The 26,173-nt window shown below is 70.9% G+C and carries 21 protein-coding genes; 10 read left to right on the top strand and 11 right to left on the bottom strand.

The window, feature by feature from the left end; translation table 11 throughout:
* Positions 1-180 precede the first annotated feature (180 nt).
* A complete protein-coding gene (locus RM704_RS05115; protein ID WP_311589724.1) occupies positions 181-1,893 on the bottom strand; it encodes a glycoside hydrolase family 6 protein in 1,713 nt (570 codons plus the stop codon).
* Between the two features lie 378 nt (positions 1,894-2,271).
* Here RM704_RS05115 and RM704_RS05110 point away from each other — a divergent pair, with 378 nt between their 5' ends.
* The 6 genes from RM704_RS05110 (at position 2,272) to RM704_RS45685 (ending at position 10,583) form a co-directional block, all read left to right on the top strand.
* Positions 2,272-5,187: a glycoside hydrolase family 48 protein gene (locus RM704_RS05110; protein WP_033529754.1), complete on the top strand. Its 2,916-nt coding sequence runs from the start codon at positions 2,272-2,274 to the stop codon at positions 5,185-5,187.
* Positions 5,188-5,301: 114 nt separating this feature from the next.
* Entirely contained in the window at positions 5,302-7,971 is a 2,670-nt protein-coding gene (locus RM704_RS05105) for a cellulose binding domain-containing protein (RefSeq protein ID WP_033529755.1), read from the top strand.
* A 184-nt stretch (positions 7,972-8,155) separates the two neighbouring features.
* A complete protein-coding gene (locus RM704_RS05100; protein WP_033529756.1) occupies positions 8,156-9,079 on the top strand; it encodes an endonuclease/exonuclease/phosphatase family protein in 924 nt (307 codons plus the stop codon).
* 254 nt (positions 9,080-9,333) lie between these two features.
* Entirely contained in the window at positions 9,334-9,615 is a 282-nt protein-coding gene (locus RM704_RS05095) for a hypothetical protein (RefSeq protein ID WP_033529757.1), read from the top strand.
* Positions 9,616-9,762: 147 nt separating this feature from the next.
* Positions 9,763-10,221 (top strand): excalibur calcium-binding domain-containing protein, encoded by a 459-nt coding sequence (locus RM704_RS05090; RefSeq protein ID WP_033529758.1) that lies wholly within the window; start codon positions 9,763-9,765, stop codon positions 10,219-10,221.
* 5 nt (positions 10,222-10,226) lie between these two features.
* Positions 10,227-10,583, top strand: coding sequence for a DUF6083 domain-containing protein (locus tag RM704_RS45685; RefSeq protein ID WP_498076428.1), 357 nt, complete (start codon positions 10,227-10,229; stop codon positions 10,581-10,583).
* Here RM704_RS45685 and RM704_RS05085 read toward each other — a convergent pair.
* Both RM704_RS05085 and RM704_RS05080 read right to left on the bottom strand, forming a co-directional pair.
* Positions 10,502-12,367, bottom strand: a complete 1,866-nt coding sequence (locus RM704_RS05085; RefSeq protein WP_033529759.1) for a rhamnogalacturonan lyase — start codon at positions 12,365-12,367, stop codon at positions 10,502-10,504. The genes RM704_RS45685 and RM704_RS05085 overlap by 82 nt on opposite strands.
* Before the next feature lie 39 nt (positions 12,368-12,406).
* Positions 12,407-13,438 (bottom strand): helix-turn-helix transcriptional regulator, encoded by a 1,032-nt coding sequence (locus RM704_RS05080; protein ID WP_033529760.1) that lies wholly within the window; start codon positions 13,436-13,438, stop codon positions 12,407-12,409.
* 39 nt (positions 13,439-13,477) lie between these two features.
* Between RM704_RS05080 and RM704_RS05075 the strand changes: the two genes are divergently transcribed.
* Together RM704_RS05075 and RM704_RS05070 are read left to right on the top strand one after the other, a co-directional pair.
* Entirely contained in the window at positions 13,478-14,023 is a 546-nt protein-coding gene (locus RM704_RS05075; protein ID WP_311589712.1) for a hypothetical protein, read from the top strand.
* Positions 14,020-14,511, top strand: coding sequence for a hypothetical protein (locus tag RM704_RS05070; RefSeq protein WP_033529761.1), 492 nt, complete (start codon positions 14,020-14,022; stop codon positions 14,509-14,511). The genes RM704_RS05075 and RM704_RS05070 overlap by 4 nt, the downstream gene beginning before the upstream one ends.
* Here the strand turns inward: RM704_RS05070 and RM704_RS05065 are convergent.
* Together RM704_RS05065 and RM704_RS05060 are read right to left on the bottom strand one after the other, a co-directional pair.
* Positions 14,465-15,223 (bottom strand): class I SAM-dependent methyltransferase, encoded by a 759-nt coding sequence (locus tag RM704_RS05065; RefSeq protein ID WP_033529762.1) that lies wholly within the window; start codon positions 15,221-15,223, stop codon positions 14,465-14,467. The genes RM704_RS05070 and RM704_RS05065 overlap by 47 nt on opposite strands.
* A gap of 5 nt (positions 15,224-15,228) precedes the next feature.
* Entirely contained in the window at positions 15,229-15,534 is a 306-nt protein-coding gene (locus tag RM704_RS05060) for a 4a-hydroxytetrahydrobiopterin dehydratase (protein ID WP_033529763.1), read from the bottom strand.
* A 129-nt stretch (positions 15,535-15,663) separates the two neighbouring features.
* On the opposite strand from RM704_RS05060, the gene RM704_RS05055 reads away from it, so the two are divergent.
* The gene (locus RM704_RS05055) at positions 15,664-16,521 is read left to right on the top strand and encodes a helix-turn-helix domain-containing protein (RefSeq protein ID WP_033529764.1); all 858 of its coding nucleotides are present in this window, start codon (positions 15,664-15,666) and stop codon (positions 16,519-16,521) included.
* A 3-nt stretch (positions 16,522-16,524) separates the two neighbouring features.
* On the opposite strand, the gene RM704_RS05050 is transcribed toward RM704_RS05055, so the two are convergent.
* Positions 16,525-16,968 carry a hypothetical protein gene (locus RM704_RS05050; protein WP_438828888.1) on the bottom strand — a complete coding sequence of 148 codons (444 nt, stop codon included), beginning with the start codon at positions 16,966-16,968 and terminating at the stop codon, positions 16,525-16,527.
* Positions 16,969-17,237: 269 nt separating this feature from the next.
* On the opposite strand from RM704_RS05050, the gene RM704_RS05045 reads away from it, so the two are divergent.
* The gene (locus RM704_RS05045) at positions 17,238-18,101 is read left to right on the top strand and encodes a Sco1979 family transcriptional regulator (RefSeq protein WP_033529765.1); all 864 of its coding nucleotides are present in this window, start codon (positions 17,238-17,240) and stop codon (positions 18,099-18,101) included.
* Positions 18,102-18,160: 59 nt separating this feature from the next.
* On the opposite strand, the gene dnaK is transcribed toward RM704_RS05045, so the two are convergent.
* The 5 genes from dnaK to RM704_RS05020 form a co-directional block, all read right to left on the bottom strand.
* Positions 18,161-20,017, bottom strand: coding sequence for a molecular chaperone DnaK (dnaK, locus tag RM704_RS05040; protein ID WP_033529766.1), 1,857 nt, complete (start codon positions 20,015-20,017; stop codon positions 18,161-18,163).
* Between the two features lie 124 nt (positions 20,018-20,141).
* Positions 20,142-20,567, bottom strand: a complete 426-nt coding sequence (locus RM704_RS05035; protein WP_033529767.1) for an OsmC family protein — start codon at positions 20,565-20,567, stop codon at positions 20,142-20,144.
* Between the two features lie 132 nt (positions 20,568-20,699).
* A complete protein-coding gene (locus RM704_RS05030; protein WP_033529768.1) occupies positions 20,700-22,511 on the bottom strand; it encodes a vWA domain-containing protein in 1,812 nt (603 codons plus the stop codon).
* Positions 22,508-23,569, bottom strand: coding sequence for an ATP-binding protein (locus tag RM704_RS05025; protein WP_033529769.1), 1,062 nt, complete (start codon positions 23,567-23,569; stop codon positions 22,508-22,510). Before RM704_RS05025 ends, RM704_RS05030 begins: the two co-directional genes overlap by 4 nt.
* Positions 23,570-23,954: 385 nt before the next feature.
* Positions 23,955-26,123, bottom strand: a complete 2,169-nt coding sequence (locus RM704_RS05020) for a phage holin family protein (protein ID WP_311589702.1) — start codon at positions 26,121-26,123, stop codon at positions 23,955-23,957.
* Positions 26,124-26,173 lie beyond the last annotated feature (50 nt).

The raw sequence follows: 26,173 nt of genomic DNA, 5'->3' as shown, positions 1-26,173 counted from the left end.
GGGGTTCTCTTTTCTCGTACCGTCACGGGCTTACGGCGATGCAGACCGCCGCGCCGCCCGGAACTCATCGCACCCGCCCACCTCCCTCATCGTGACGTGGCCCACACGGACATGCCACCGGTCCGCCAGGGGTGGGGGAAGCGTGACTGACCCCTGGCGGACCGGTTCATGCGAGTGGACTCAGAGCGCGGGGTACGCGTTCTGCATCAGCTGCTGGAACTGGGCGGAGAACCAGTGCCCGGAGAGCGGCGAGTTCGGCAGCGCGCCGGACAGGTTGTTGCCGTTGCGCGGGTTGCCCGTGTACGTCGGGTCGCACATGCGGTCGAAGCCCTTGCCCTCGTCGTTCGGGATGGCGGAGCTGGACCCGTCGGACTCACCCGGCGGCTTCATCCACACGTAGGCGTCGATACCCGGCTCGGGGGAGGCCTTCGGCCGCTCGCCGAGGCCGGCCCCGGACTGGTTGCACCAGTTGCCGATGTGGATGCGGCGGTCGTAGCGGCCGCCGTTGACGAAGGTGTCCACGTTGGTCGTGGCGCCGGGACCGCTGGGCCGTGCGCTGCCGCCCCAGCCGTTCCTGGAGGTGTCGATCAGCATGCCGATGTTCGAGTTGAACCCGACCGAGACCAGCTGGTTGCGGAAGGCCTGGGCGAAGGACAGCTCGTCGACGTAGCGGTTCCAGTCGACCCACTTCGACTCACGGACGGAGGTGCCGCCCACGGTCGAGTTGATGGTGAAGTTGTTCTCCTTCAGGGCGCTGTAGTTCGCCGTGTTGGTGATGAAGCCGTGGACGTCGTTGACCGTCGCGCCCTCGGCCGTGGCCGCCTCCTTGAAGGTGTTCGCGGAGGCGCCGAAGTTGTCGTCCCACCCGATCCAGCCGTGGTGGCCGGCGTCGACGTAGTTGTAGACGTTCGGCACGTCACCGAGCTTGTTGAGCGCGTAGCCGACGCCCTTGACGTAGTTGCCGTTGGCCTTCATGACATCGCACTGGGGGGTGGCCGTCGGGCGGCTGCCGGTGTTGGTGACCAGGTTCGGCAGCGAGTCGATCTCGACCGTGGTGACGATCCGCAGGCCGGCGTACTTCGAGTCGGCGAGGATGGCCGCGATCGGGTCGATGTACTGCGTCTTGTACTTGTCGATCTCCGTCGGGCCGAGCTCGCCGTTGGAGGCGAGGGCGGCGCAGTCACGGCCGGGCAGGTTGTAGATCACCAGCTGGATGGTCAGCTCGCCCGAGCCCTTCTGGCGCAGCGCCTCGTCGAGGTGGTCGCGCAGGCCCATGCCGCTGCCCACGCCCTCGATGGCGGCGATCCGGTCCAGCCACACACCGGTGGGCTGGTTGGAGATCCGGCTGCCGCCCGGCTCGGCGGCGGCCTTCGCGGACCACTCCGGGTTCACATACACCTTGGCGCCGGTGTACGGGTTGTCGACCTTCGCGCCCGGTGTGCCCGGGCCCGGGTCGGTGCCGCCTCCGCCGCCGTCGTCGACGTTGCAGGTCACGCCGTCGAGCGTGAAGGTCGTCGGGAGGGCGTTGGTGCCGCTGTAGGAGCCCTGGAAGCCGAAGCTGACCGAACCGCCGGTGGCCAGCGTGCCGTTGTAGGACTCGTTGGCCGCGGTCACGGAGGTGCCGCTCTGGGTGATCCGGGAGTTCCAGCCGCTGGTGACCTGCTGGTTGCCCGCGTACGACCACTTCACGGCCCACGAGGACTTGGCGGCGCTGTTGTTGGTGACCGTGACGGCGGCGGTGAAGCCGGTGGACCACTGGTTCTGCACCTTGTAGTCGACCGTGCAGGGGATCGCCTGGGCGCCGACGTCGTCGGGCACCGCGGCCACGGCGGTCCCGGCGGCGCCGGCGACCAGCGCCATCGCCGCGAGGAGTGCTGTTCTGATACGGCTCATGAGTGCGGGTTCCTCTTCCGTAGTGGGGTGTACGAGGAGGAGTCGTCGCGCTGTCGCCGAGGCGAGTAAAAGAACTGAACGCTGGGGGTGTGCGCGGAGCGTTCCTCGCAGCTCGGACACGCCTGGGACGAGCGCGTCGACTGATGGAACCGCTCCCACTGGTGCTGGTGAAGGTAGCGCCAAGTGACGGTAAAAGACAGAGGTGTTGCGTTATTGCGCTCGACGAATCTTTTCTGCGTGATCGAATCTTTTCGACTCTTCAAACACCTTGACCCCTAGGGCCCTCCTCCTCAATATGGGAGCGCTCCCACTGGTTCAAGGCTTGTTGTTGCTGCTCCGCCCCCACCTTCGCAAGAGCCGCACGGAAGGAACCAGAGCATGCACCCCAGACGGAGACGCCATGCCTCGCGGCGCCTGTGGACGGCCGTGGTCGCGGCCCTCACCCTCCCCTTGACGATGCTCGGTACGGGCTCGACTCCCGCCAGCGCGGCGGCAGTCGCCTGCAACGTCGACTACAAGACCAACGACTGGGGCTCCGGTTTCACCGCGGAGCTCACCCTCTCCAACCGTGGCACCGAGGCCATCAGCGGCTGGACCCTGACCTATGACTACACGGGCAACCAGACGCTCACCAGCGGCTGGAGCGGCACCTGGTCACAGTCCGGGAAGACGGTGACCGCGCGCAACGCCTCCTGGAACGGCACCATCGCCGTCGGGGCCGCGGTGACCACCGGCGCCCAGTTCACGTACAGCGGCACGAACGCGGCGCCGACCAACTTCGCGATCAACGGCACCACGTGCGTGGGCGCGCACCAGCCGCCGATCACGGTCCTGACCAGCCCGGCGCCGGGCGCGGTGTACTCGCAGGGCACGGCCGTCCCGATGGCGGCCACCGCCGCCGCCGCGGACAGCGCGACGATCACGAAGGTCGAGTTCTACGACGACACCACGCTGCTGGGCACCGACACGAGCTCGCCGTACACGTACTCCGCCACCGGGTTGGGCGTGGGCAGTCACTCGCTGGTGGCCAAGGCGTACGACAGCCTGGGCGCGTCGGCGAACTCCACGCCGGTCGGCATCACGGTCGCCTCGGGTCCCGCCGTGGTGGTCTCGCCGACCCAACTGGGCGTCCGCCAGGGCCAGTCGGGCACGTACGACGTGAAACTTTCGACCCAGCCGTCCGGCAACGTGACGGTGACGACCGCGCGGGCGTCCGGCAACACCGGACTGTCGGTGACGGGCGGCGGGTCGCTGACCTTCACGCCGTCGAACTGGAGCACCGCCCAGAAGGTGACGGTGACCGCGAACGCCTCGGGCACCGGCTCGGCCGTCTTCGACTCGACGGCCACCGGCCACGCCAAGGCCTCGGTGACCGTGACCCAGCTGGCCGCGTCGAGCGAGTACGACGAGCGGTTCCTGGAGCTCTACGGCAAGATCACCAACCCGGCCAACGGCTACTTCTCTCCCGAGGGCATCCCGTACCACTCGGTGGAGACGCTGATGGTCGAGGCGCCGGACCACGGTCATGAGACCACCTCGGAGGCGTACAGCTACCTCCTGTGGCTCCAGGCCATGTACGGCAAGGTGACGGGCGACTGGTCCAAGTTCAACGGGGCCTGGGAGATCATGGAGAAGTACATGATCCCGACCAAGCCCGACCAGCCCACCAACTCCTTCTACAACGCCTCCAAGCCGGCGACGTACGCCCCCGAACACGACACACCCAACGAGTATCCGGCGCAGCTCAACACCGGTGTCTCGGTCGGTCCGGACCCCATCGCCGCCGAGCTGAAGAGCGCGTACGGCACGGACGACGTGTACGGCATGCACTGGCTGCAGGACGTCGACAACGTCTACGGCTACGGCAACTCGCCCGGCAAGTGCGAGGCGGGGCCGACGGACACCGGCCCGTCGTACATCAACACCTTCCAGCGCGGGCCGCAGGAGTCGGTGTGGGAGACCGTCCCGCAGCCCACCTGCGACCAGTTCAAGTACGGCGGCCCGAACGGGTACCTGGACCTGTTCACCGGTGACGCGCAGTACGCCAAGCAGTGGAAGTTCACCAACGCGCCGGACGCCGACGCGCGGGCCGTGCAGGCCGCGTACTGGGCGGACATCTGGGCCAAGCAGCAGGGCAAGGGCGCGGACGTCTCCGCGACCATCGGCAAGGCCGCGAAGATGGGCGACTATCTGCGCTACTCGATGTACGACAAGTACTTCAAGAAGATCGGGAACTGTGTGGGGGCCACGTCCTGCCCGGCCGGCACCGGCAAGGACGCCTCGCACTACCTGATGTCCTGGTACTACGCGTGGGGCGGCGCCACCGACACGGCGGCCGGCTGGGCCTGGCGCATCGGCTCCAGCCACACGCACGGCGGCTACCAGAACCCGCTGGCCGCCCATGCCCTCGCCAACTACGCCCCGCTGAAGCCCAAGTCGTCGACCGGGCAGGCGGACTGGGCCAAGTCCCTCGACCGGCAGATCGAGTTCTACCGCTGGCTGCAGTCGAACGAGGGCGGCATCGCGGGCGGCGCCACCAACAGCTGGGCGGGGCGGTACGCCACTCCCCCGGCCGGGACGCCGACCTTCTACGGCATGTTCTACGACTCGAAGCCGGTGTACCACGACCCGCCGTCGAACCAGTGGTTCGGCTTCCAGGCGTGGTCCATGGAGCGGGTCGCCGAGTACTACCAGCAGACGGGGAACGCCGCCGCGAAGACGGTCCTGGACAAGTGGGTCGACTGGGCGCTCTCCAAGACGACGATCAATCCGGACGGTACCTACCGGATCCCGTCGACGCTGCAGTGGTCGGGCGCGCCGGACACCTGGAACGCGTCGAGTCCCGGTGCGAACGCGGGGCTCCACGTGACCGTGGCCGACTACACCGACGACGTGGGTGTGGCCGCCGCGTACGCCAAGACGCTCACGTACTACGCGGACCGCTCCGGTGACGCGGACGCGGCCCGGGTCGCCAAGGCGCTGCTCGACGGCATGTGGGACCACCACCAGGACGGGCTGGGGATCGCGGTCCCCGAGACCCGGGCGGACTACAACCGGTTCGACGACCGGGTGTACGTGCCGAGCGGGTGGACCGGGAAGATGCCGAACGGCGACACCATCGACTCGAACTCGACCTTCGCCTCCATCCGGTCGTTCTACGAGGACGATCCGGCCTGGTCGAAGATCGAGGCGTATCTGGCCGGTGGGGCCGCGCCCTCGTTCACGTATCACCGGTTCTGGGCCCAGGCGGACATCGCCCTGGCCATGGGTTCGTACGCGGAGCTTCTGGAGTAGCACCGCGGAGGACGTATGACAGCCGCGGACCGTTCGTGGCTGGTCGCGCAGTTCCCCGCGCCCCTTCGGGGGCGCGGGGATCTTTCCCCCCACAGTCAGGAGAGGACCCCCGCTGTGCGAAGAACCCGCATCCTCACCACCGTCCTGGCCCTCGCGGCCGGCCTTCTCGCCGGATCCCCACCCGCGTTGGCCGCCGACAGGGCCGAGAAGCCGGCGGCTCTCGCCGCCGACACCTATACCTGGAAGAACGCCCGGATCGACGGCGGCGGCTTCGTCCCCGGCATCGTCTTCAACCGCAAGGAACGCGACCTGGCGTACGCCCGCACCGACATCGGCGGCGCCTATCGCTGGGTGGAGTCGTCGAAGACCTGGACCCCGTTGCTCGACTCCGTCGGCTGGGACGACTGGGGGCACACCGGTGTCGTGAGCCTCGCCTCCGACCCGGTCGATCCGGACAAGGTGTACGTGGCGGCCGGGACGTACACCAACAGCTGGGACCCGGGGAACGGGGCGATCCTGCGGTCGTCGAACCGGGGAGCCAGCTGGCAGAAGACCGGCCTGCCGTTCAAGCTGGGCGGGAACATGCCGGGGCGGGGCATGGGCGAACGGCTGGCCGTGGACCCCCACCGCAACAGCGTGCTCTACCTGGGCGCGCCCAGCGGCAAGGGGCTGTGGCGGTCCACGGACTCGGGGGTCACCTGGTCGCAGGTGACCAACTTCCCGAACGTCGGCAACTACGTGGCCGATCCGTCCGACACCAGCGGCTACTCCAGCGACAACCAGGGCATCGTCTGGGTCACCTTCGACGAGTCGACGGGCACCGCCGGGAACGCCACGCGGACCCTCTACGTCGGGGTCGCCGACAAGGACAACGCGGTGTACCGGTCCACGGACGCGGGGGCCACCTGGTCGCGGTTGGCCGGACAGCCGACCGGCCATCTGGCCCACAAGGGCGTCCTCGACACCGTGAACGGCCATCTGTACCTGTCCTACAGCGACAAGGGCGGACCGTACGACGGCGGCAAGGGACAGCTGTGGCGGTACGCGACCGCCACGGGCACCTGGACGAACGTCAGCCCGGTGGCGGAGGCCGACACCTACTACGGCTTCAGCGGGCTGACCGTCGACCGGCAGGACCCGGGCACGGTCATGGCGACGGCGTACAGCTCCTGGTGGCCGGACACGCAGATCTTCCGCTCCACGGACAGCGGCGCCACCTGGACCAGGGCCTGGGACTACACGTCGTATCCCAACCGCTCGAACCGCTACACCATGGACGTGTCCTCGTCCCCGTGGCTGACCTGGGGCGCCAACCCGTCGCCGCCCGAGCAGTCACCCAAACTCGGCTGGATGACCGAGGCGCTGGAGATCGACCCGTTCGACTCCGACCGGATGATGTACGGGACCGGCGCGACGATCTACGGCACGGAGAACCTGGGGAACTGGGACGACGGCAGCCAGTTCACCATCAAGCCGATGGTGCGGGGGCTGGAGGAGACGGCCGTCCTCGATCTGGCCTCTCCCCCGTCCGGCGCGCCGCTGCTCAGCGCGCTCGGGGACATCGGTGGCTTCCGGCACACGGATCTGACGAAGGTCCCGTCGATGATGTTCACCCAGCCGAACTTCACGACGACGACCAGTCTGGACTACGCCGAGTCCAACCCGAACACGGTGGTGCGGGTGGGCAATCTGGACTCCGGCCCGCACATCGCGTTCTCCACGGACAACGGCGCCAACTGGTTCGCGGGGACCGATCCGTCGGGCGTGAGCGGCGGCGGCACGGTGGCCGCGGCCTCGGACGGCAGCCGGTTCGTGTGGAGTCCGGCGGGCACGGGTGTGCAGTACACGACCGGCTTCGGCACCGCGTGGTCGGCGTCGAGCGGCATCCCGGCCGACGCGATCGTGGAGTCCGACCGGGTGGACCCGAAGACCTTCTACGGCTTCAAGTCCGGGAAGTTCTACGTCAGTACGGACGGCGGGGCGACCTTCACCGCGTCGAACGCGACCAACCTGCCCAGCGGGGACAGCGTCCGGTTCAAGGCGCTGCCCGGGGTGAAGGGCGACGTCTGGCTGGCCGGTGGCGCGACGGACGGGGCCTACGGGCTGTGGCACTCGACGGACGCCGGCGCGACCTGGACGAAGCTCTCCGGTGTCGAGCAGGCCGACACGATCGGCTTCGGCAAGGCGGCGACGGGAGCCTCGTACCAGACCCTCTACACCAGCGCCAAGATCGGTGGCGTACGCGGCATCTTCCGGTCGACGGACAAGGGCGCGACCTGGACCCGCATCAACGACGACGCCCACCAGTGGGGTTGGACGGGTGCGGCGATCACGGGTGACCCGAGGGTGTACGGGCGGGTCTACATCGCGACGAACGGGCGCGGGGTCGTCTACGGCGACTCCTCCGACACGGGAGGCGGCGGGGGTGGGGGCGGCGGTACGGACCCGGACCCCGAGCCGACGGGCGCGTGTGCGGTGACGTACACGATCACCAACCAGTGGTCGGGCGGCTTCCAGGCGGACGTGCGGCTCGCCAACACGGGCGCGAGCGCCTGGTCCGGCTGGGCGCTCGGCTGGACCTTCCCCGACGGCCAGAGCGTCTCCCAGCTCTGGAACGCCACCCATACGCAGACGGGGTCGGCGGTCACGGCCCGGAACATCGGCTGGAACGGCACGGTGGCGGCGGGTTCGTCGGTGAGCTTCGGCTTCACCGGAAGCTGGTCGGGGACGAACGGCGAGCCGACCGCGTTCAAGCTCGGTGACCAGTCCTGCGCGGTGACCTGACACCCCGCACAGGACGAGGAGAGGGCGCGCGTCCGGGTCGGCGCGCGCCCTCTTCGTACCATGGGCACCCGGTATGTCGAACCGAGTACACCCTCCCCTATCGACATGTTCATGGCGGGCACAGAAGGGCATCCCAGAGTGTGTACGCACGGCTCGCCCGGAGACCTTCACAGAAGGAGCCCCTGTGCCGAACCACAGCCGCGTCACTCGCCGACTGGGCATGAAGACCGCCCTCGCCGCAGCGGTTCTGCTGCCGTTGTCCCGCACCACCCGACTGTCGGGCGAGCCCGCCGTCGCGGAGGAGAAGAAGGAGGAGGCCACCGCGGCCCCGCCTCTGGCGACCATGTCCTTCAACCTGCGCTACGCGAGCACGGTGCAGCCCAACAGCTGGGCGGTGCGCAGGCCGGTGATGCGGGCACTGCTGCGGCAGGAGGCACCTCATGTCATCGGCACCCAGGAAGGCCTCCACCAGCAACTTCTCGACATCGAGGCCGACCTCGGCACGGACTACCGCTGGATCGGCACGGGCCGCGCGGGCGGCAACCGCGACGAGTTCATGGCCGTCTTCTACGACACCCGCCGGCTCGCGCCCGTCGAGTACCGGCACTTCTGGCTCTCCGACACCCCGGAGGTGCCGGGGTCGAACACCTGGGGCGGCGGCTCCATCCGGATGGTCACCTGGGTGCGCTTCCGCGACCTGCAGGACGGTGGCAGACAGTTCTACGTCCTCAACACCCATCTCGACAACGTCAGCCAGTACGCCCGCGACCGCGCCGCGACCCTGATCACCCAGCGCATCGCCGGGCTCGACCGGTCGCTCCCCCTCGTCGTCACCGGCGACTTCAACGTGGCGGCCCACCGGAACACGGTGTACGACACGATGCTGGGCGCCGGGCTCGTCGACACCTGGGACGCGGCGCCCGAGCGCAACGACCTCTACGCGACGTTCCACGGCTACCGCCCGCTGACCCCGGGCGGCGACCGCATCGACTGGATCCTGACCACCCCGGGCATCACGGTGCACCGGGCGGCCATCAACACGTTCGCGTCCGGCGGCCAGTTCCCCAGCGACCATCTGCCCGTCCAGGCGTCCCTGACGCTGGGCTGAGGAGCTCGGCGGATTCCGTGGGCGGGCCGGTGCACCGGCCCGCCCACGGACCGTCACGCTACGGCGTGTACAGCCGTCGCCCTGGGCGCGGTGACGGCTCCGCTCCGGATGGCAGGCATGGCGCGCCCCCGCGACAGCTCCGCGCAGGACCAGACTACGACCTCACACCGAAACCTACATATCGGGCAAATCGCCTGAATGGTGACAGCGGGCGTGGGCACTCCAACCAGGGACCCCACAGAACGGAGCACACCATGGTCATCAAGAAACTGCACGACATGGGCATCCGCAGCGAACACGCCTACCTCGCCGCCTTCACCTCCATCGGCCTCTCCATCGCCACCTGGGCGACCAGCCTCAAAGCCGAACCCGTCGGCGGCCTCGCCCGCGCCGACCGCTGGGGCATCTTCGTCGGCGAATGGGCACCCACCTTCTTCGGCCTCGGCGTCGCCCTCTCCCACTACGAGCAGCAAGACGGCACCCTCACCGCCAGCGTTCACGAACTGCGCGAGCGGAAGGAACACCAAGCCGTCTGACAAGGCGCCACACGACTCCCGGGCCCCCACCCCTTGCCGGATGACCCCGGGAGTCGCCACGGATAGTCACAGAACAGTCACTACTGACCCACCCGGCGCACCAGGGCACTACCGTCATGCCACCCGAAACACCCCAGGGGGGACGACATGACCAGCCCGTACGCCACACCGCCCATGCCGCGGCCCGTCAGACCCGCACCCAGATGGGCCCGCAAGCGGTACGTGCTCCCCGCGCTCGGCTTCGCCTTCTTCCTCGGCATCGGCGCCGGCGCCGGCGACCCGCAGACAGCCGACGCGAAGAACACCGCCGCCAAGCCCGGCCCCACCACCACGGTCACAGCGACAACGACCGCGGAGGCCAAAGCGAAAGCCGCGCCGACCGTGACCGCCACCGAGACGGTGAAGGTGAAGGTGAAGGTCACCGAGACCGTGACCGCCCAGCCCGCCGCGGACGACGACTCCGGCAGCGACACCGGCGGCGGCAGCGCCTCGTACTCGAACTGCTCGGAGGCCCGCGCGGCCGGAGCCGCCCCCGTCCACCGCGGCGAACCCGGCTACGGCAGCCACCTCGACCGTGATGGTGACGGCGTCGGCTGCGACAGCTGACATGCGTGCGCCTGCCACGACGGGGGGCGAGCAGCAGTTCACGTGCCCCGTTCTGCGGGCTGCCGCAGGAGCGGGTCTTGACGTGGGAGCAGGACTGGGTGGTGCTGGAGGCGGGCGGGACGGTGGCCGCGCGTCTGGTGCCGGCAGAGCAGTGGTGGATCGAGCACAGACTGGCGTGCGTGGGGGGCTGCCGGACGCCGGATAGGCAACCGCACACGGGCATGGGCCCCGCACCGGACCAATCGGTGCGAGGCCCGTGCCGTTTCGGCCCAGGTAGTCCCTACGGCGTGTACACCGTCGGCCTGGGCGCCGTCGGCATGTTGGCGCCGATGAAGAAACTGGTGTGCGGGGGCTGGTTGTAGGCGGTGTTCTGCCAGGCCAGGCCGGTGCGGTACATCGGGTCGTGGAGCAGGGTCGTGATCTTCGTGCCGGTCTCGATCGGGGTCGAGTAGATCCGCAGCGCCGTGTTGCCGCTGGTGCGCCAGACGACCTCCTCGCGCCAGTCGCCGAGGATGTCGCCGGAGAGGGCCGGAGTGGCCTTCGTCCCGTTGTTCGAGGAGACCCCGGATCCGGTCAGCAACCGGGTCTCGCCGGAGGTGCCGTACTTGTCGATCCGGGTGCCGTCGAGGAGTTCACGGACCGGGTCGCCGTCCCACCAGGAGAGGAAGTTGACGGACGAGGGCTCGCGGCCCTTCGTCGCGCCGGCCTCGTCACGGATGGAGGTGTCGGAGGCCGACCACATCTCGGGACCGTCGTTGCCGGCGTAGATGTCCCCGGCGACGCCCCGGCCGTTGTCGCAGCAGGCGGCGAGCTGCCAGCGGACCGCGCCGTTCGCGGGGTTGATGTACAGCTCGGCGGGCTGCGAGGTGGACTCGGAGACCTTGAAGTACTCCAGGCCCGAGGTGGACGCGTCGAGGTCGCCCAGGTGCTGGGCGTCGCCGTGGCCCGTCCGCGTGGTCCACAGAGCGCTCCCGTTGTCGTCCACGGCCATCGCGCCGTACACGATCTCGTCCCGGCCGTCGTTGTCGACGTCCCCGACGGAGAGGCTGTGCGAGCCCTGGCCGTCGTAGCCCCGGCCGGCGTTGGAGGAGGAGTTGGTGTCGAAGGTCCAGCGGCGGGTGAAGGAGCCGTTCCGCCAGTCCCAGGCCGCGATCACCGAACGGGTGTAGTAGCCGCGCGCCATGATCAGGGAGGGGCGCGCGCCGTCCAGGTACGCCGTGCCCGCGAGGAAGCGGTCCGCCCGGTTGCCGTACGAGTCGCCCCACGACGAGACCGTGCCCCGGGCCGGGACGTAGTCCACCGTCTGCATCGCCCTGCCGGTCTGCCCGTTGAACATGGTCAGGTACTCGGGCCCGGAGAGGATGTAGCCGCTGGAGTTGCGGTGGTCGGCGGAGGAGCTGCCGATCACCGTCCCCGCCCCGTCGACCGTGCCGTCCGCCGTCTTGGCGGCGATCTCCGCCTTGCCGTCGCCGTCGTAGTCGTACACCTGGAACTGGGTGTAGTGCGCGCCCGAGCGGATGTTGCGGCCCAGGTCGATGCGCCACAGCCGGGTACCGTCGAGCTTGACGCCGTCGATGATCGTGTTGCCGGTGTAGCCGGACTGGGAGTTGTCCTTGGCGTTCGTCGGCTGCCACTTCAGGACGAACTCCAGGGCCCCGTCGCCGTCGAGGTCGCCCACGGAGGCGTCGTTGGACTCGTAGGTGTAGGCGACGCCGTCCGGGGTGGTGCCGCCGGCGGGCGCGCTGATCGGCACGTCCTTGTAACCGGTGCGCAGTTGGACGGCGTGCACCGAGTCGCCCTGCTCCACACCGTTCACGATCGCGCGGACCGTGTAGTCGGCCTGGGCGGGGGCGCCGGAGTGGAAGTAGTTCGTCGAGCCGGTGATCGGTGTCGCGTTGACCTTCGTTCCGGCCCGGTAGACGTTGAACGACACGTCGTTCGGGTCGGTGCCCAGCCAGCGCCAGCTGACCAGGTTGCCGCTGTCGACGTGCACGCTGACCACGCCCCGGTCGAGGCGCTCGACCTGGCGGGCGGTCGCGGCCTCGGCGGGCGTGCCGGTGAACGTGGTGAGTCCGGCGGCGACCAGGGCCGCTGTCACCAGCGAGCGCAGGGCTCGGCGTCTGTGGTGCCTGTGCGGGTGCTGCACGTGACGAACCTCCAGAAAGGACGGACGGGTTCCGCTCCTTCAGTCGCCGCCGTTCCCGGCCACGTTGCCGTACCTTTCGGCCAGTTCGGCCACGGTCCGGGCGATGCTCCGGCGCAGTTCGGCCGGCTCCAGCACCTCGATGTCCGTGCCCAGCCGCAGGAACTCGCCGTGCGCGTGCTCGACCGACTCGACGGCCACCCTCGCCGTGGTCCAGCCGTCCTCCCCCGGGCTCCGGCCGACCGGCACGGCCCTGGGCAGGGTCACGCCCGGCGCCAGCCGGACCAGCGCCTCCACCTGGTGCAGCCGGGCGTGGAAGTCGCGCTGGTACGCGGTCCAGTACGCGGCCAGGTCGAAGCCGTCCGGCCGGGTGAACTCCTCGCCGAGGGAGCCAGGGGAGCCGGGGGCGTCCGAGGTATCGGAGGTAGCAGAGATATCAGAGGTTTCGGCCGCGTCGGGTTCGAGGACGTCGAGGATCTGGTCCACCCGGAAGGTACGGGGTCCCGGGCCCGCGACGACGTACCAGCGGCCCGCCTTGAGGACCAGGCCGTACGGTTCGAGGCGGCGCCGTACGTCCGTCGGCTCGGCCCAGCGGCGGTACAGGACGTGCAGCACCCGGCCGCTCCAGACCGCGTCGGCGACGGCGGGCAGGAACGGGGTGGCGTCGGCCTCCGCGTACCAGCCGGGGGCGTCCAGGTGGAAGCGGCCGGCGACCCGGTCGGCGTGGGCCCGCAGCTCGGCGGGGAGGGCCGCGCGGACCTTCAGCTGTGCGGCGGCCAGCACCGCGCCCAGGCCCAGGTCGTCGACGGCGGGGCCGGGGACGCCCGCGAGGAACAGGGCCTCGGCCTCGCCCCTTGTCAGCCCGGTGAGGCGGGTGCGGTAGCCGTCCAGGAGGCGGTAGCCCCCTGCGTGGCCCGCGTCGCCGTAGAGCGGGACCCCGGCCGCGCCCAGCGCCTCCACGTCCCGGTAGACCGTGCGGACGGAGACCTCCAGCTCCTCGGCGAGCTCGGCGGCGGTCATCCGTCCCCGGGTCTGGAGCAGCAGGAGGATCGAGACGAGTCGGCTGGACTTCACTGACACAGGATGTCAGTGAAGCGGTCCTAACGTGCCGCCATGCCCTTCACCGAGAAACTGCTGACCGTGCCGCCGCCCGTCGAGGCGGCCGGTCGGCGGATCAAGCGCTACCACGTCACCGCCGATCCGGCCGGCCTCGCGCCCGACGTCGCGGAGGCGGCGTACGCGCTCCTCCCGGACCTGCTGCCGGAGCCGGACGGGACCACCCCGCCCGCGAGCTTCGTCGTGCTGCACCGGGGCGGCGACACCGGCGCCTACCTCAACGTCTACAGCTGGGTGTGGGACAACGTCCTGCACTTCGCCGGCGCGGCGGCGGGCCAGCCGGTGCTCGGCTGCCCGGACACCGACCCCACCCACTTCACCGTCACCAACCGCCCCTGGATCGGCTGCGTCTGGGAGCTGCCTCCGATCCAGCATGAACGCGACGCCTGGGTACGGCACGTCCTCGCGCCCGAACTCCCCGACCTCGACGCCTACTTGGCCGACTCTCTGCCCGAGGGGACGACTGGGACCGCCGGCACCACCGAACCCACCGAACCCACCGAAACCGCCGGAACGGCCGCGATCACCGGAGAGCGCTCATGAGCAGCCCGCACGACTTCGACTTCCTCCACGGCGACTGGGAGGTCCACCACCGCCGCCGGACCGACTTCCTCGCCCCGGACAGCGGTTGGGAGGAGTTCCCGTCCACGACCCGGTGCTTCCCGCTGTTCGACGGGGCAGCGAACGTCGACGAGATCGACATGCCGCACCTCGGCTCGAAGGGGCTGACCCTGCGGCTGTTCGACACCGAGGCCCGGACCTGGTCGCTGAACTGGTCCTCCAGCCGCAGCGGCCGCCTGTTCCCGCCGGTCGTGGGTCAGTTCACCGGCGGCCGGGGCGAGTTCCACGGCGACGACGTCCACGACGGCGAGGATGTACGGGTGCGTTTCGTGTGGTCGGACACCACGGCGACCTCGGCCCGCTGGGAGCAGGCGTTCTCACTGGACGACGGGGCGAGCTGGCTGACCAACTGGGTCATGGAGTTCAGCCGGCCGCAGGGCCCGGCGGCTTCCGGAACGCCCGCAGGCTGAACGTCGGCTCCGGGCGGTCGCGGTCCTGGTCGGGCAGGGCCGCCAGATGGACGGCGAACCGCTCGGTGAGCGGGTCGCCGGGCGGCAGGGTGACGAACCAGCCGCGCCGCAGGTCGGTGAGCGCGCGCCGGGGGCTGCGTCCCTGTCCCCGGCCCGTGAAGGTCGCCCGGCCGGCCGGTTCGAGACCGTGCCCGTCGGCGTACGTCTCGATGTCGGCCGGGGCGTCGGTCGCCGGGCGCCTCGGGCGCGCGGCGAGCACCGCGTCGATGTCGCTGCCGACGTTGTGGGAGGCTCCCTTGTCGACGGTGGTGACATAGACACCGCCGGGGCGGAGCACCCGGGCGCACTCCCCGACGACGGCCCGTACGTCCTCGGGGCCGCCCAGCAGATGCAGCAGCCACACACTGGTGACGGCGTCGAACTGCCCGTCACGGAACGGGAGTCGGCGCCCGTCGCCGATCACGACGGAGCCGGGCAGCCGGGCGGCGGCCCGGCTCGCCATGGCGTGGGTGAGGTCGACCCCCGAGACCTGGGTCCCGGGCCGGGCGGCCGCGATCCGCCGGGTCACGATCCCGGTGCCGCAGGCGAGGTCGAGCAGGCGGCGAGCACCCTCGGGGACGAGGCCGAGCACGGCGCGGGCGGCGGCCTCGGCGCGGGGTTCGCCGCCCCGCAGGGCGTCGTAGTCGCCGGCCTCCCTGTCGTAGTCCAGCACCCGCCTCAGCTCGCCCCGTGACCGGGGGCGAGCGCCTCCACCCTGCGGGCCAGCTCGAAGTCCTTCTCGGTGACGGCGCCGCCCGCGCTGTGGGTGTGGATGGTCAGCGACACCGTGTCGTAGCCGAGCGTGAGGTCGGAGTGGTGGTCGAGCTCCTCCTGGGTCTGGGCGATGTGCACGACCATCGCGGTCGCCGCGAAGTGCGAGGCCAGCCGGTAGGAGCGGGCGATCCGGTCCCCGTCCAGCGACCAGCCGGGCAGCTCCGCCAGCCGGTCCTCGATCTCCTTCTGCGACAAGGGTTCGACGGGCATGGCCCACTCCTTCCGGGACGTCCCCTCCGTGACGTGCGGTCCCTTCCAGCGTGCCACAGACGGACCGCCGAGTCCCTGGTCAGGAGCCCGGACGCGCCATACCTCGATCGGCTCGGCTACGTTCTCCGCATGACCAGTGTCCCGACCGGTGCCCCGGGCCGTCCCACCGCACCCGCCGACCAGGGCGTGGGCCCGCTGCTGCGGGCCTGGAGAGAACAACGACGGGTCAGTCAGCTGGAGTTGGCACTGCGTGCGGGTTCCTCGGCGCGGCACATCAGCTTCGTCGAGACGGGCCGCTCCCGCCCGAGCGAGGAGATGGTGCTGCGGCTCGCCGAGCACCTGGACGTACCCGTACGGGAGCGCAACGCGCTGCTGCTCGCGGCCGGTTACGCCCCGCGTTACCCGGAGACCCCGCTCGACGATCCGTCGATGGGCGCGCTGCGGGAGGGCATGGAACGGCTGATCCAGGGCTACGAGCCGTATCCGGCGCTGGTGATGAACGCGACGTACGACGTCCTGGCCGCCAACCGGGGCATCGTCATGCTCCTCGACGGGATCCCCGAGTCGCTGCTCGTCCCTCCGCTCAACGCGATGCGGTTGACGCTGCATCCCGAGGGCATGGCGCCGCGCATCCGGAATCTGCGAGCCTGGCGCGGGCACCTGCTGGAGCAGATGGAGCGGCAGATGGCGCTGCACCGTTCGGAGCCGCTGCGGGCGCTGTACGAGGAGGTGGCGGCGTATCCGCTGCCGCCGGGCACCGCCGAGGCCGATACCGGCGAGGACGCGGGGGCGGGGCCCGGCGCGGAACGGAGTGCCTACTTCGCGCTGCCGATGCGGATCGAGCACGAGGGCCGGGTGCTGTCCTTCGTCTCCTCGGTGTCCACCTTCAACACCCCCATGGACGTGACCGTGGCCGAGCTGGCCATCGAGACGTTCCTCCCGGCCGACCCGGCGACGGTCAAGTACCTGCACGAGCTGATGTCCTGACGCTCAGCCGGCGTCCCTCCGGTCGCGGGCCGCGCGGAGGGCGAGGTGCTGGACCGCCGCGAACCCGGCCACGGTGACCGCCTGGAGCAGCGTCCACACCGCGCCGGCCGTGCTCGGCGTCAGCCACAGCACCAGGGCGACGAGGCTGAGGGCCGCCCAGGCGAGGTTGGCCTCGATCACGACCCGTACGGGCGGCGTCGGCGGACGCTCACGCGTGGCCAGCAGGGCGACACCCGCCGCGTACACCGAGAGGAACGCGCCGAGCCCGACGAGCAGCCCGGGGTCGACGCCGAGGAAGCGGCCGAGGGGGGCGGAGGCCAGGAGGTAGGCGAGCCCGTTCGCTCCGGTCACCGCCGCGTCGGTGGCCAGGAAGCGGCGCAGCATGGTGCGGGGATCGGCGGTCCGGGCGAGGACGGCGAGCCGGTCCGTCGGGATGGTCATGGACATGGCACATCACGCTCCGTCGAAGTGGTGGGCGGGAAACGGAAGGGTCCGGAAGGCCCGGGACCCCGAGGGGTACCCGGTGGGCCCCGGTGCCCTCACCTTGCCGCGCGGGGCGTACGGCGGTCGATTACCTCCGAGGTCATGGCTCCCCGTATCCTGCGGCGGCGCCGGGACCGGAGGCCGGCGGAGCATCGGGTTCCGGCTGCCTCTGTGAGATGTCCACCTGGTCATGACAGACTGGTCAGGGATCTCGGCGCGTGGGGAGGCGTGGCGTGAGTGAGCGGCGGCCCGCGCCCACCGTGGGTCAGGTGGTGCTCGGAAGACGGCTCCAGGAACTGCGGGAGTCCGCCGGGCTGAAGCGCGAGGAGGCGGCACGCGTCCTCCGGGTCGCCCCGGCGACCGTACGGCGCATGGAGACCGCCGATGTCGCGCTCAAGATCCCGTACGTCCAGGTGCTGCTGACGACGTACGGTGTCGCCGAGCACGAGGTCGCCGCCTTCGTGACGCTGGCCGAGGAGGCGAACAAGCCGGGGTGGTGGCAGCGGTTCCACGATGTGCTGCCCGACTGGTTCAGCGTGTACGTCAGCCTGGAGGGCGCGGCACACCTGATCCGGCAGTACGAGCCGCACTTCGTGCCGGGGATGCTGCAGACGGAGGAGTACGCGCGGGCCGTGATGGAGGCCGGGACGGTCGGGCAGACCGGTCCCGAGGCGATCGAACGGCATGTGTCGCTACGGATGGCGAGACAGAAGCTCCTCACGCAGGAGAAGCCGCCGCACCTGTGGGTGATCATGGACGAGACGGCCCTCGCGCGTCCGGTGAGCATCCGCTCCCAGGTCATGCGCGACCAGCTCGACCGTCTCCTCGAAGTCACCGAGAGGGACCATGTGATCCTCCAGGTCTGCGAGTTCGCCAGCGGCCCCCACCCGGGCACCTACGCCCCCTTCTCCCTCTTCCGCTTCGCCGAACCCGAACTCCCCGACATGGTCTACACCGAGTACCTCACGGGCGCCCTCTACCTCGACTCCCGCACCGAGGTCGCCCTGCACCTCGAAGTCCTCGACCACATGGCCGCGCACGCGGCCTCCGCCGAGACGACGAGACAGATCCTCAAGCGGTACCGCGACAGGTACTGAGCGGCTCGCCCACGGCCCGCGCGCGGCCGGCCCGGCCCGGTCCGGTCCCCGCGGAAGGCTCACGCCGCCCCTCCCTTCGGCCCCCTCTCCTCGTCCACGATCTCCGCGTCGACCACGGTCTCGTCCTCGCTGGGGTCCGGTGGCGGTGGGTCGGCCTGGGCGCGGGAGGAGGCCGCGTACATGGACTGGCCCATGCGCTGGCTGACGGTGGACAGGTGGTCGACGGCGGTGCGCAGGGGCGCGGTGTCCTCGGGGTGCTCCAGGAGCCGTTTCACCTCCGCCACCGCGGCCTCCATCTCGGCCCTGCTGTCGGCGGGGACCCGTTCCTCGTTGTCGCGGAGGAACTTCTCCGTCTGGTAGGTGAGTTGCTCGGCGTGGTTGCGTGTCTCGGCCGCCTCACGGCGCCGGCGGTCGTCGTCGGCGTACTGCTCGGCCTCCCGCATCATGCGGTCGATGTCGTCCTTGGGGAGCGCGGAGCCGCCGGTCACCGTCATCTTCTGTTCGCGGCCGGTGGCGAGATCCTTCGCCGAGACATGCATGATGCCGTTCGCGTCGATGTCGAAGGCCACCTCGATCTGCGGGACGCCACGCGGCGCGGGCGGCAGCCCGGTGAGGTCGAAGACACCCAGCTTCTTGTTGTACGCGGCGATCTCCCGCTCACCCTGGTACACCTGGATGCCGACCGAGGGCTGGTTGTCCGCCGCCGTCGTGAAGATCTCCGAACGGCGCGTGGGAATCGTCGTGTTGCGCTCGATGAGCTTGGTCATGATGCCGCCCTTGGTCTCGATGCCCAGGGACAACGGGGTGACGTCGAGCAGCAGCACGTCCTTCACGTCACCGCGGATGACGCCCGCCTGCAGCGCGGCGCCGACCGCCACCACCTCGTCGGGGTTCACCCCCTTGTGCGGGTCCTTGCCGGTGAGTTCCCGCACCAGGTCGCTCACGGCGGGCATCCGTGTCGAACCGCCCACGAGGATGACGTGGTCGATCGCGGCGAGCTTCACCCCCGCGTCCTTGACGGCCTGGTGGAAGGGCGTCCTGCACCGGTCGAGCAGATCCGCGGTCAGCTCCTGGAACTGGGCGCGCGTCAGCCCCTCCTCCAAGTGGAGGGGTCCCTCGGCGGAGGCGGTGATGTACGGGAGGTTGATGGACGTCTCGGAGGAGCTGGACAGCTCGATCTTGGCCCGCTCCGCCCCCTCGCGCAGCCGCTGCAACGCCATCTTGTCGCGGCCGAGATCGACGCCGTACTGCCCCTGGAAGCGTTTGACGAGATGTTCGACCACCCGCTGGTCCCAGTCGTCGCCCCCGAGCCGGGTGTCGCCGTTGGTGGCCTCCACCTCGATGACCCCCTCACCGATCTCCAGGAGGGAGACGTCGAAGGTGCCGCCGCCGAGGTCGAAGACGAGGACGGTCTGCTCCTCGCCCCGGTCCAGGCCGTACGCGAGGGCCGCGGCCGTGGGCTCGTTGATGATCCGCAGGACCTTCAGGCCCGCGATCTCCCCCGCCTCCTTGGTCGCCTGCCGCTGCGCGTCGTCGAAGTACGCGGGCACGGTGATGACGGCGTCGGTGACGTCCTCGCCGAGATACGACTCCGCGTCCCGCTTCAGCTTCTGCAGGACGCGCGCGGACAGTTCCTGGGCCCGGTAGCGGGTACCGTCCACGGAGCCCTGCGCGGGGAAGCGCCAACTCGCGTCCCCCATGTGGCGTTTGACGGAGCGCGCGGTGCGCTCCACGTTCGTCACGGCCTGCCGCTTGGCGACCTCGCCGACGAGCACCTCGCCGTTCTTGGCGAAGGCCACCACCGACGGTGTGGTCCGCTGCCCCTCCGCGTTGACGACGACGGTCGGCTCGCCGCCCTCCAGGACCGCCACCACCGAGTTCGTCGTACCGAGATCGATCCCGACCGCACGCCCCATCGCCGTCCCCTTCCAGCGGAGTTCCGCAAGGATCCGCAAGGTCCGCCAAGTGTTCCCACCACCAGCACAAAACTTGAGTGGGTTCTTGTCAACGGGGCGGAGACGGGGCGCACGAAGCAGGCGGTCAGACCAGTTCGGCCGTGAGCGTGATCGTCGTGCCGGTCAGGGCCTGGCTGACCGGGCAGTTCTTCTTTGCGCCCTCGGCCGCCTCCTGGAAGCCGGCCGCGTCCAGGCCGGGGACCTCGCCGCGGACGGTGAGGTGGATACCGGTGATGCCCTCACCGGGCTGGAAGGTCACGTCGGCCTTGGTCTCCAGGCGGGTGGGCGGGTTGCCCGCGCCGGTGAGGCCGTGGGAGAGCGCCATGGAGAAGCAGCTGGAGTGGGCGGCCGCGATCAGCTCCTCGGGGCTGGTCTTGCCGTTCGCCTGCTCCGCGCGCGACGGCCACGACACCGGCTGCGAGCCGATGCCGGAGGAGTCGAAGGTGACGGTGCCGGTGCCCTTGAGCAGCTCGCCTTCCCAGACGGTGTGTGCGGTGCGCGTGGTGGCCACGATGAGTCCTTTCTATGGGTCACGATGCCGGAGCCCCGCGTAGTGGGGGTCCCGTTGCGGAAGTTCCGTCGCGGGGATCCCGTTGCCGGGGTTCCGTGCCCCCATCCGATCACACTCCGGCGGATGGGAGGCTCATCTCACCCTGAACACCGGCCCCTGCGCGGTGAACGGCAGGCGAGCACCCTGGGGAATCAGATAGGCGTGCTCCCGCCGCACCCGCAGCACGTCGCACCAGCCGTCCGTGATGACGAGGACGGGCGCGCCCGGCGGGAAGTCGTCGGCGCGGTGCAGCAGATCGACGCCCGGCTGCAACTCCGTACCGCCGCGCCCGCGCACCCGCACCCGCCCCGCGATCTCGGTGACCGGCAGGAATCCCGCGTCGTGCGGGGCCGCGTCGCAGAAGACGACCCGGGCGGCCGGTACGTCACGGGCCGCGGCGTACGAGGCGATCGCGCCCAGTGCCTTGCCGAGCAGCGTCCGGTCCATGGAGCCGGAGGTGTCGAGGACGACGCCGAAGGTGCAGCGGGCGATCTCCTCGGGTGGGAAGTACCGCCCGGCGCGCGGGATGTCGGGGGTGGCGGACTGCCGACGCGAGGGGCGCGCGTAGGTCCGTACGGCCCGGGGGCTGGGCACGAACTCGTCGAACCAGCGCGCCAGTCGCGCGTCCCAGGGCAGGGGCGGATGGCTGAGGGCACGGATCTCCTCGACCAGGCCGGCCGGCAGGAGGCCGCGTTCCTGCCGCTCGTGCAGATCGAAGCCCCGGGCGAGGCCCCGGCGGTAGAACTCGTCGAGGTCCACGTAGTCGCGCGGCGCGCCGAGCGGACCGCCGAGGATGTCGCCGACGCCCTTGCCGCGCGGGGTGGCGAGCCGGCGCATCCGGCGCAGGTCGCCGGCGATCCGGTCGTAGACCTCCTCGGCCGACAGTCCGGCCAGCCCGGGGTCGTACAGCAGTCCGTCGGGCATGGTGCCGACCTGCATCTCGCGCAACCAGTCGTTGATGACGTAGTCGGCGGCGACGTTGAACAGATACGGGTCGCGGGTGCCGCAGCGGTCGCCGTGGCGCAGGGCGGCGTGCAGCATCTCGTGGGCGAGGACGAACCGCCACTCCTCGTCGTCGAACTGGCGGAGCGGGTTGATGTAGATCTCACCCGCCTCCGCGTCGACGGCCGCGACGGAGATGCCGTGGGCGTGGGCGAGTTCGACGTCGGCGACGATCCGGATGCCGGCCGCGATGCCGCCGAGCAGCGGGTAGGAGGAGATGAACCAGCTCAGCGCCTTCTCCCAGGGCCGCATGCGGACCGGCTCGTCGTCCAGGGTCGCGCGGCGGCCGCCGGCCATGTCCATCGCGGCGGACATCGTGCGGGTCAGGGCGTGCGCGAAGGCGAGCTGCCAGTCCGTGGGCGTGCCGCGCCACTTGGGCCAGGTCAGCAGCAGCTGGTCGGGCTCGTCACCGGCCGTACCGCAGTGCGCGTACACCGCCGGGAGCCCGTCCTGGCGCCAGCGGGCGGCCAGGCGCTCCTCGTCGCCGTCCGGGTAGCGGTCGGGCAGGTTCTCGGGTGTCAGGCCGACGGGGAAGGTGAGCAGGAACCGGTTGACGGCGACGCAGCGGGCGGCGAGGTCGAAGCGGTCTGGCTGGGCACGCACGCCCTGCGCCGCCGGGACGTGCCCGAAGCCCAGGTGGATGGCGGCGTGGGCGATGGCCCAGGCCCAGGCCTCGGGGGCGGCGAGCCGGTCGGGGTGCGCGTGCAGCACGCCTTCGGAGTCGACCCGGACGAGACCTCGGCGGGGCGCGAGATCGCACTTCTCCTTGCGGCAGACGGTGAACCCGACCGCCCGCAGCGCGGAGTTGCTCCGCGCCGCCTCCAGCCCCGCCTCGAACGCCTCACCGGCGAGGTCGCGCTTCGTCTTCCGTTTGCCCTGCCCCTTGCCGCCGGCCGTGCTCACCGGCGTGCCTCCACCAGCCGGGGCATGTCACGGGCCGCCTCGACCAGGAACCAGGCAGGCAGCACGGGATTGCCGTCGGCGTCGTCGGCGATGACGGTCTGGGCGACCTCGACGGAGATCTCCGCGAGCCGCACCAGCAGGGACTTGGCGCGGTACGCGGTCTGCCGTCCGTTCGCCGACATGTGCTGCTTGCTGACCGGCAGTTCCTTGATCAGCCGGCCGCGGAAGGAGTCGGCGAGGTAGTACAGCAGGTCGCGGTCCTCCAGGCGGTGGGGCCAGCCGGCCTCGCCCTTGAGGATCGCCTCGATGCCGAACCGGCTGCGCACGATCTTGACGTAACCGCAGAAGGCCACCGCGTGCGCGGGCGTCAGCGTGCCGTGCGCGAGGACCTTCAGGGTCTCCTCGTCGAGGTCGCGCCCGAAGGAGTGCAGCGCGTCGGAGAGCATGTGCCACGAGCGGGGTGTCGAGAACGGCTCCTCGGTCTTCGGCGGCTTGGACCACAGGTGGTCCGGGCGGTCGGTGAGGTGGTCCAGGATCCAGGGGTGGATGCCGTTGCCCTCGGCCCAGACCAGCCAGTCCTTCGCCGAGGCCTGGAGGTGGACGTGGGTGAGGCGGTTGACCAGGGCGGAGGCGATGGGGCGGGCCAGGGCGTTGTCGGTGGCGCGGTTGCCGGCGCCGATGACGATCGAGCCCTTCGGCAGCTCGTAGTTTCCGATACGGCGGTCCAGGATCAACGAGTAGAAGGCCTTCTGCACATCCGGGGTGGCCGCGTTCAGCTCGTCCAGGAACAGACAGTAGGGCTCGTCCCGGGCGATCGCCTCCGGCGGGCAGAACACGGAGCGGCCGTCGCGGATCTGCGGGACGCCCATCAGGTCCTCCGGCGCGAGCTGCGTACCGAGGAGGCTCACGCACTCCAGGCCCAGCGACTCGGCGAAGTCCCGCACCAGGGAGGACTTGCCGATGCCGGGGGCGCCCCAGACGAAGACGGGCCGCACGGTGGCGAGGCCGAGCAGCAGTTCGGGGATACGGGAGGGGGTGACGGTCACGGCTGCCTGCAAGGCGTGTGCTCCAGGGATCGGTCCTGCGGACGTTGCGGACAGTCTGGGTGACCGCTTCGCGGGAGCGCAGCCGAATTTTTGCCGCGCTCCGGCTCTCGTCCGGCTCGGCCCCCGTCAGTGCGAGGCACACGTAGTGGGCCCGCCAGGCCGGGGGGTCGAGGGCGTCCGTACGGGCGAGCTCGGCAAGCGGGCCGAGCCGCAACTCCGGCACTCCCCCCGGCCCCTCACCTCCTCGGTGGCGCTCGGCGAGAGCGGCCTCCAGTCACCCGTACGCGGTCGGATACAGCGCGGGGTCACGCCCGACGTCGGCACGCGTGGCCCGGACCAGGTCGTTGGCGCCGCGCAGGGCGTCGAGTTGCCCGGCCGGCTCACCTGGGCCGGGTGCCTATGCGTCTGCCGGGTTCGATCGGGGGGCGGGTGCGGGTTCGCCGCGGCCGGTCGCGCAGTTCCCCGCGCCCCTGACGGGCGCGCTGCCGTGGGCCAGGGGGATCTGGGGGCCGTCCGCCTCCCGGAGCCATCGTCGCAGGACCCGGTGGACGTGCTCCGCGCCGACCAGGTCCTCGCCTTCCTCCACGGGCTCGGAGAGGACCAGCGGGGACATCAGGAAAGGGCGGGACTGACAGCCGCCCAGACCGCCGTGGGAGCCGATCTGTTCCTCGAAGGCGAGGACTTCGCCGTCGGTCGGCTCGTACCAGGAGTTGACCATGATGTCGGCGGTGTGGGGGAAGCCGTGCGTGCGGCGTACGGCGTCGGCGGCCCCGGGACCGAAGTCGGCCAGCGGGCCCGGGTGTTCGTCGCTCAGTTCGTCGATCGGGATCTCCGCGCCGTGCGCCCCGAGGACGACGCCGCCGTGTTCCTCGCTGCGGACGAGGACGAAGCCGATGCCGGGGTGGTTGGCGAGGGTGGAGAGCAGGGCGGGGTGGCGGGCGTCGATCTCCTCGCGGCTCATCCGGTGGGAGACGTCGGGGAAGGAGACGAGGCCGAGGTTGCCCGAGGCCAGGGTGATCGGCTCGGAGCGGCGGGTGGGGCGGTACTCCTCGACACCCTCCTCGACCGGGATGCGCAGCGCGGCCCGTACGGCGGCGCGTGCCTCGGCGCCGCTGTGGGTGCGCTGGGCGCGGCGTGGGACGGGCAGGCCGCAGCCGGCGCGGACCAGGTCGCCGAGGGTGAGGCCGTAACGGGCGAGGAAGGTCTCGCCGGGGCTCTGGCCGTGGTCGGAGAGGAGGACGATCCGGTAGGCGCGCGGGGCGTGTTCGGCGACCTGGGCGATCAGCGCGAGGGAACGGTCCAGGCGCTGGAGGATCTTCGCGGCGTCCCGGCTGTGCGGGCCGGAGTGGTGCGCGACCTCGTCGTAGGCCACCAGGTCCGCGTAGATCGCCGCGCGGCCCGCGAACATGTCCCCGATCACCGCGGCGACGACGACGTCGCGCTCGACGACGGTCGCGAAGGCCCTGATGAACGGGTAGAGCCCGCCACGCTTGACGCGGGGGCGCTGCTCGGTGAACCGGGCCCGGCTGGACTGGCCGATCTCCCGCAGGACGTCGGCGACGAAGGACATGGCGGTGCGGACGGCGTTGGCGGGGTCGGAGAAGTACGCGAAATAGCCGGCGCGGGAGCGGTTCCGCCTCCCCCGGCGGGCGGCGATCGACAGCACCAGCGCGAGCTGCTCGGCGCCGCCGCTGAAGAGATTGCCGCGGCTGGCGCCGTCGACGGTCAGCAGACCGCCGTCGCCGGTGCGGTCGACGGCCCGGCGCTGGAGCTCCGCGGCGCTGGAGGGCCGGTTGCAGACCATCACCTCCCGGGTGTCCTTCTCGTACCAGCGGAAGGCCGGCACGTCGTGGTTGGTGCCGTGCAGGATGCCGAGCTGGCTGGCGCCGGTCTGGCTGGACCAGTCGGTGCGCCACGGGGTGAGCCGGTGCGTGGGCCGGGGGCGGACGGCGCCGGCCGACGCGGGCGGCGCGAGGCCCAGCCACTCGGCCACGGTCGGCATCAGCCCGTCCCGCGTCGCCGACTCCAGCACGTCGTGGCCGACACCGTCGAGTTGGAGGAAGACGGTGCCGGGTCCGGCGGGCCCCGGACGGCCTGCCGCGTGTCTGCGGCGGCGGTCGGCCAGGCGGTAGAGGCGGCGCCGGTAGGCGTCGTCGTCCCGTACGGCGAGGGCGCCGCCGGTGGCGGAGGCGACGGCGGACATCACCGCGGCGACGACCACGGCGGTCTCGGGCGCGGCCGCCCCCTGGCCGGAGGGGTTGAGCCAGAGGGCGAGGAGGAGCAGGGAGCCGTTGAGGAAGAAGACGAGCAGGCCGAGGACGAGCGCCGGTACCAGCAGCATGGCCCGCACCAGCAGCGGCCACACCAGCGAGGACAGCAGACCGAACGCGCCGGCGCCGAACGCCGCGGTCACGGCGATCTGGGTGGCGCTCTCACCGCTCTCGGCCTGGAGCCGGAAGTCGGGCAGCGCGCCCGCGAGCACGAGCATGGTCAGCGTGGACACCGCCCATACGGCGAGCATCCGCCAGATCCCGCTCAGCACCCTCCGCCAACGACCACCGCCCACGTTCGGCCATCCTCACGTCCTGTTTCGTGGGCCCAGACTGTCATACGGGG

The sequence above is a fragment of the Streptomyces gottesmaniae genome (assembly GCF_031845845.1).
Lineage (GTDB): Bacteria > Actinomycetota > Actinomycetes > Streptomycetales > Streptomycetaceae > Streptomyces > Streptomyces akebiae.
The sequence above is the reverse complement of the archived record's forward strand: the minus strand, read 5'-3'. Positions and strand labels throughout refer to the sequence as shown.

Excerpts from the sequence above, each read along its gene's own strand:
- RM704_RS05060 (WP_033529763.1), bottom strand. The coding sequence starts at position 15,534 with ATGCCCGTCGAACCCTTGTCGCAGAAGGAGATCGAGGACCGGCTGGCG.
- RM704_RS05115 (WP_311589724.1), bottom strand. The coding sequence starts at position 1,893 with ATGAGCCGTATCAGAACAGCACTCCTCGCGGCGATGGCGCTGGTCGCC.
- RM704_RS05075 (WP_311589712.1), top strand. The coding sequence starts at position 13,478 with ATGCCCTTCACCGAGAAACTGCTGACCGTGCCGCCGCCCGTCGAGGCG.
- dnaK (WP_033529766.1), bottom strand. The coding sequence starts at position 20,017 with ATGGGGCGTGCGGTCGGGATCGATCTCGGTACGACGAACTCGGTGGTG.
- RM704_RS05095 (WP_033529757.1), top strand. The coding sequence starts at position 9,334 with ATGGTCATCAAGAAACTGCACGACATGGGCATCCGCAGCGAACACGCC.
- RM704_RS05050 (WP_438828888.1), bottom strand. The coding sequence starts at position 16,968 with ATGTCCATGACCATCCCGACGGACCGGCTCGCCGTCCTCGCCCGGACC.
- RM704_RS05055 (WP_033529764.1), top strand. The coding sequence starts at position 15,664 with ATGACCAGTGTCCCGACCGGTGCCCCGGGCCGTCCCACCGCACCCGCC.
- RM704_RS05070 (WP_033529761.1), top strand. The coding sequence starts at position 14,020 with ATGAGCAGCCCGCACGACTTCGACTTCCTCCACGGCGACTGGGAGGTC.
- RM704_RS05090 (WP_033529758.1), top strand. The coding sequence starts at position 9,763 with ATGACCAGCCCGTACGCCACACCGCCCATGCCGCGGCCCGTCAGACCC.
- RM704_RS05110 (WP_033529754.1), top strand. The coding sequence starts at position 2,272 with ATGCACCCCAGACGGAGACGCCATGCCTCGCGGCGCCTGTGGACGGCC.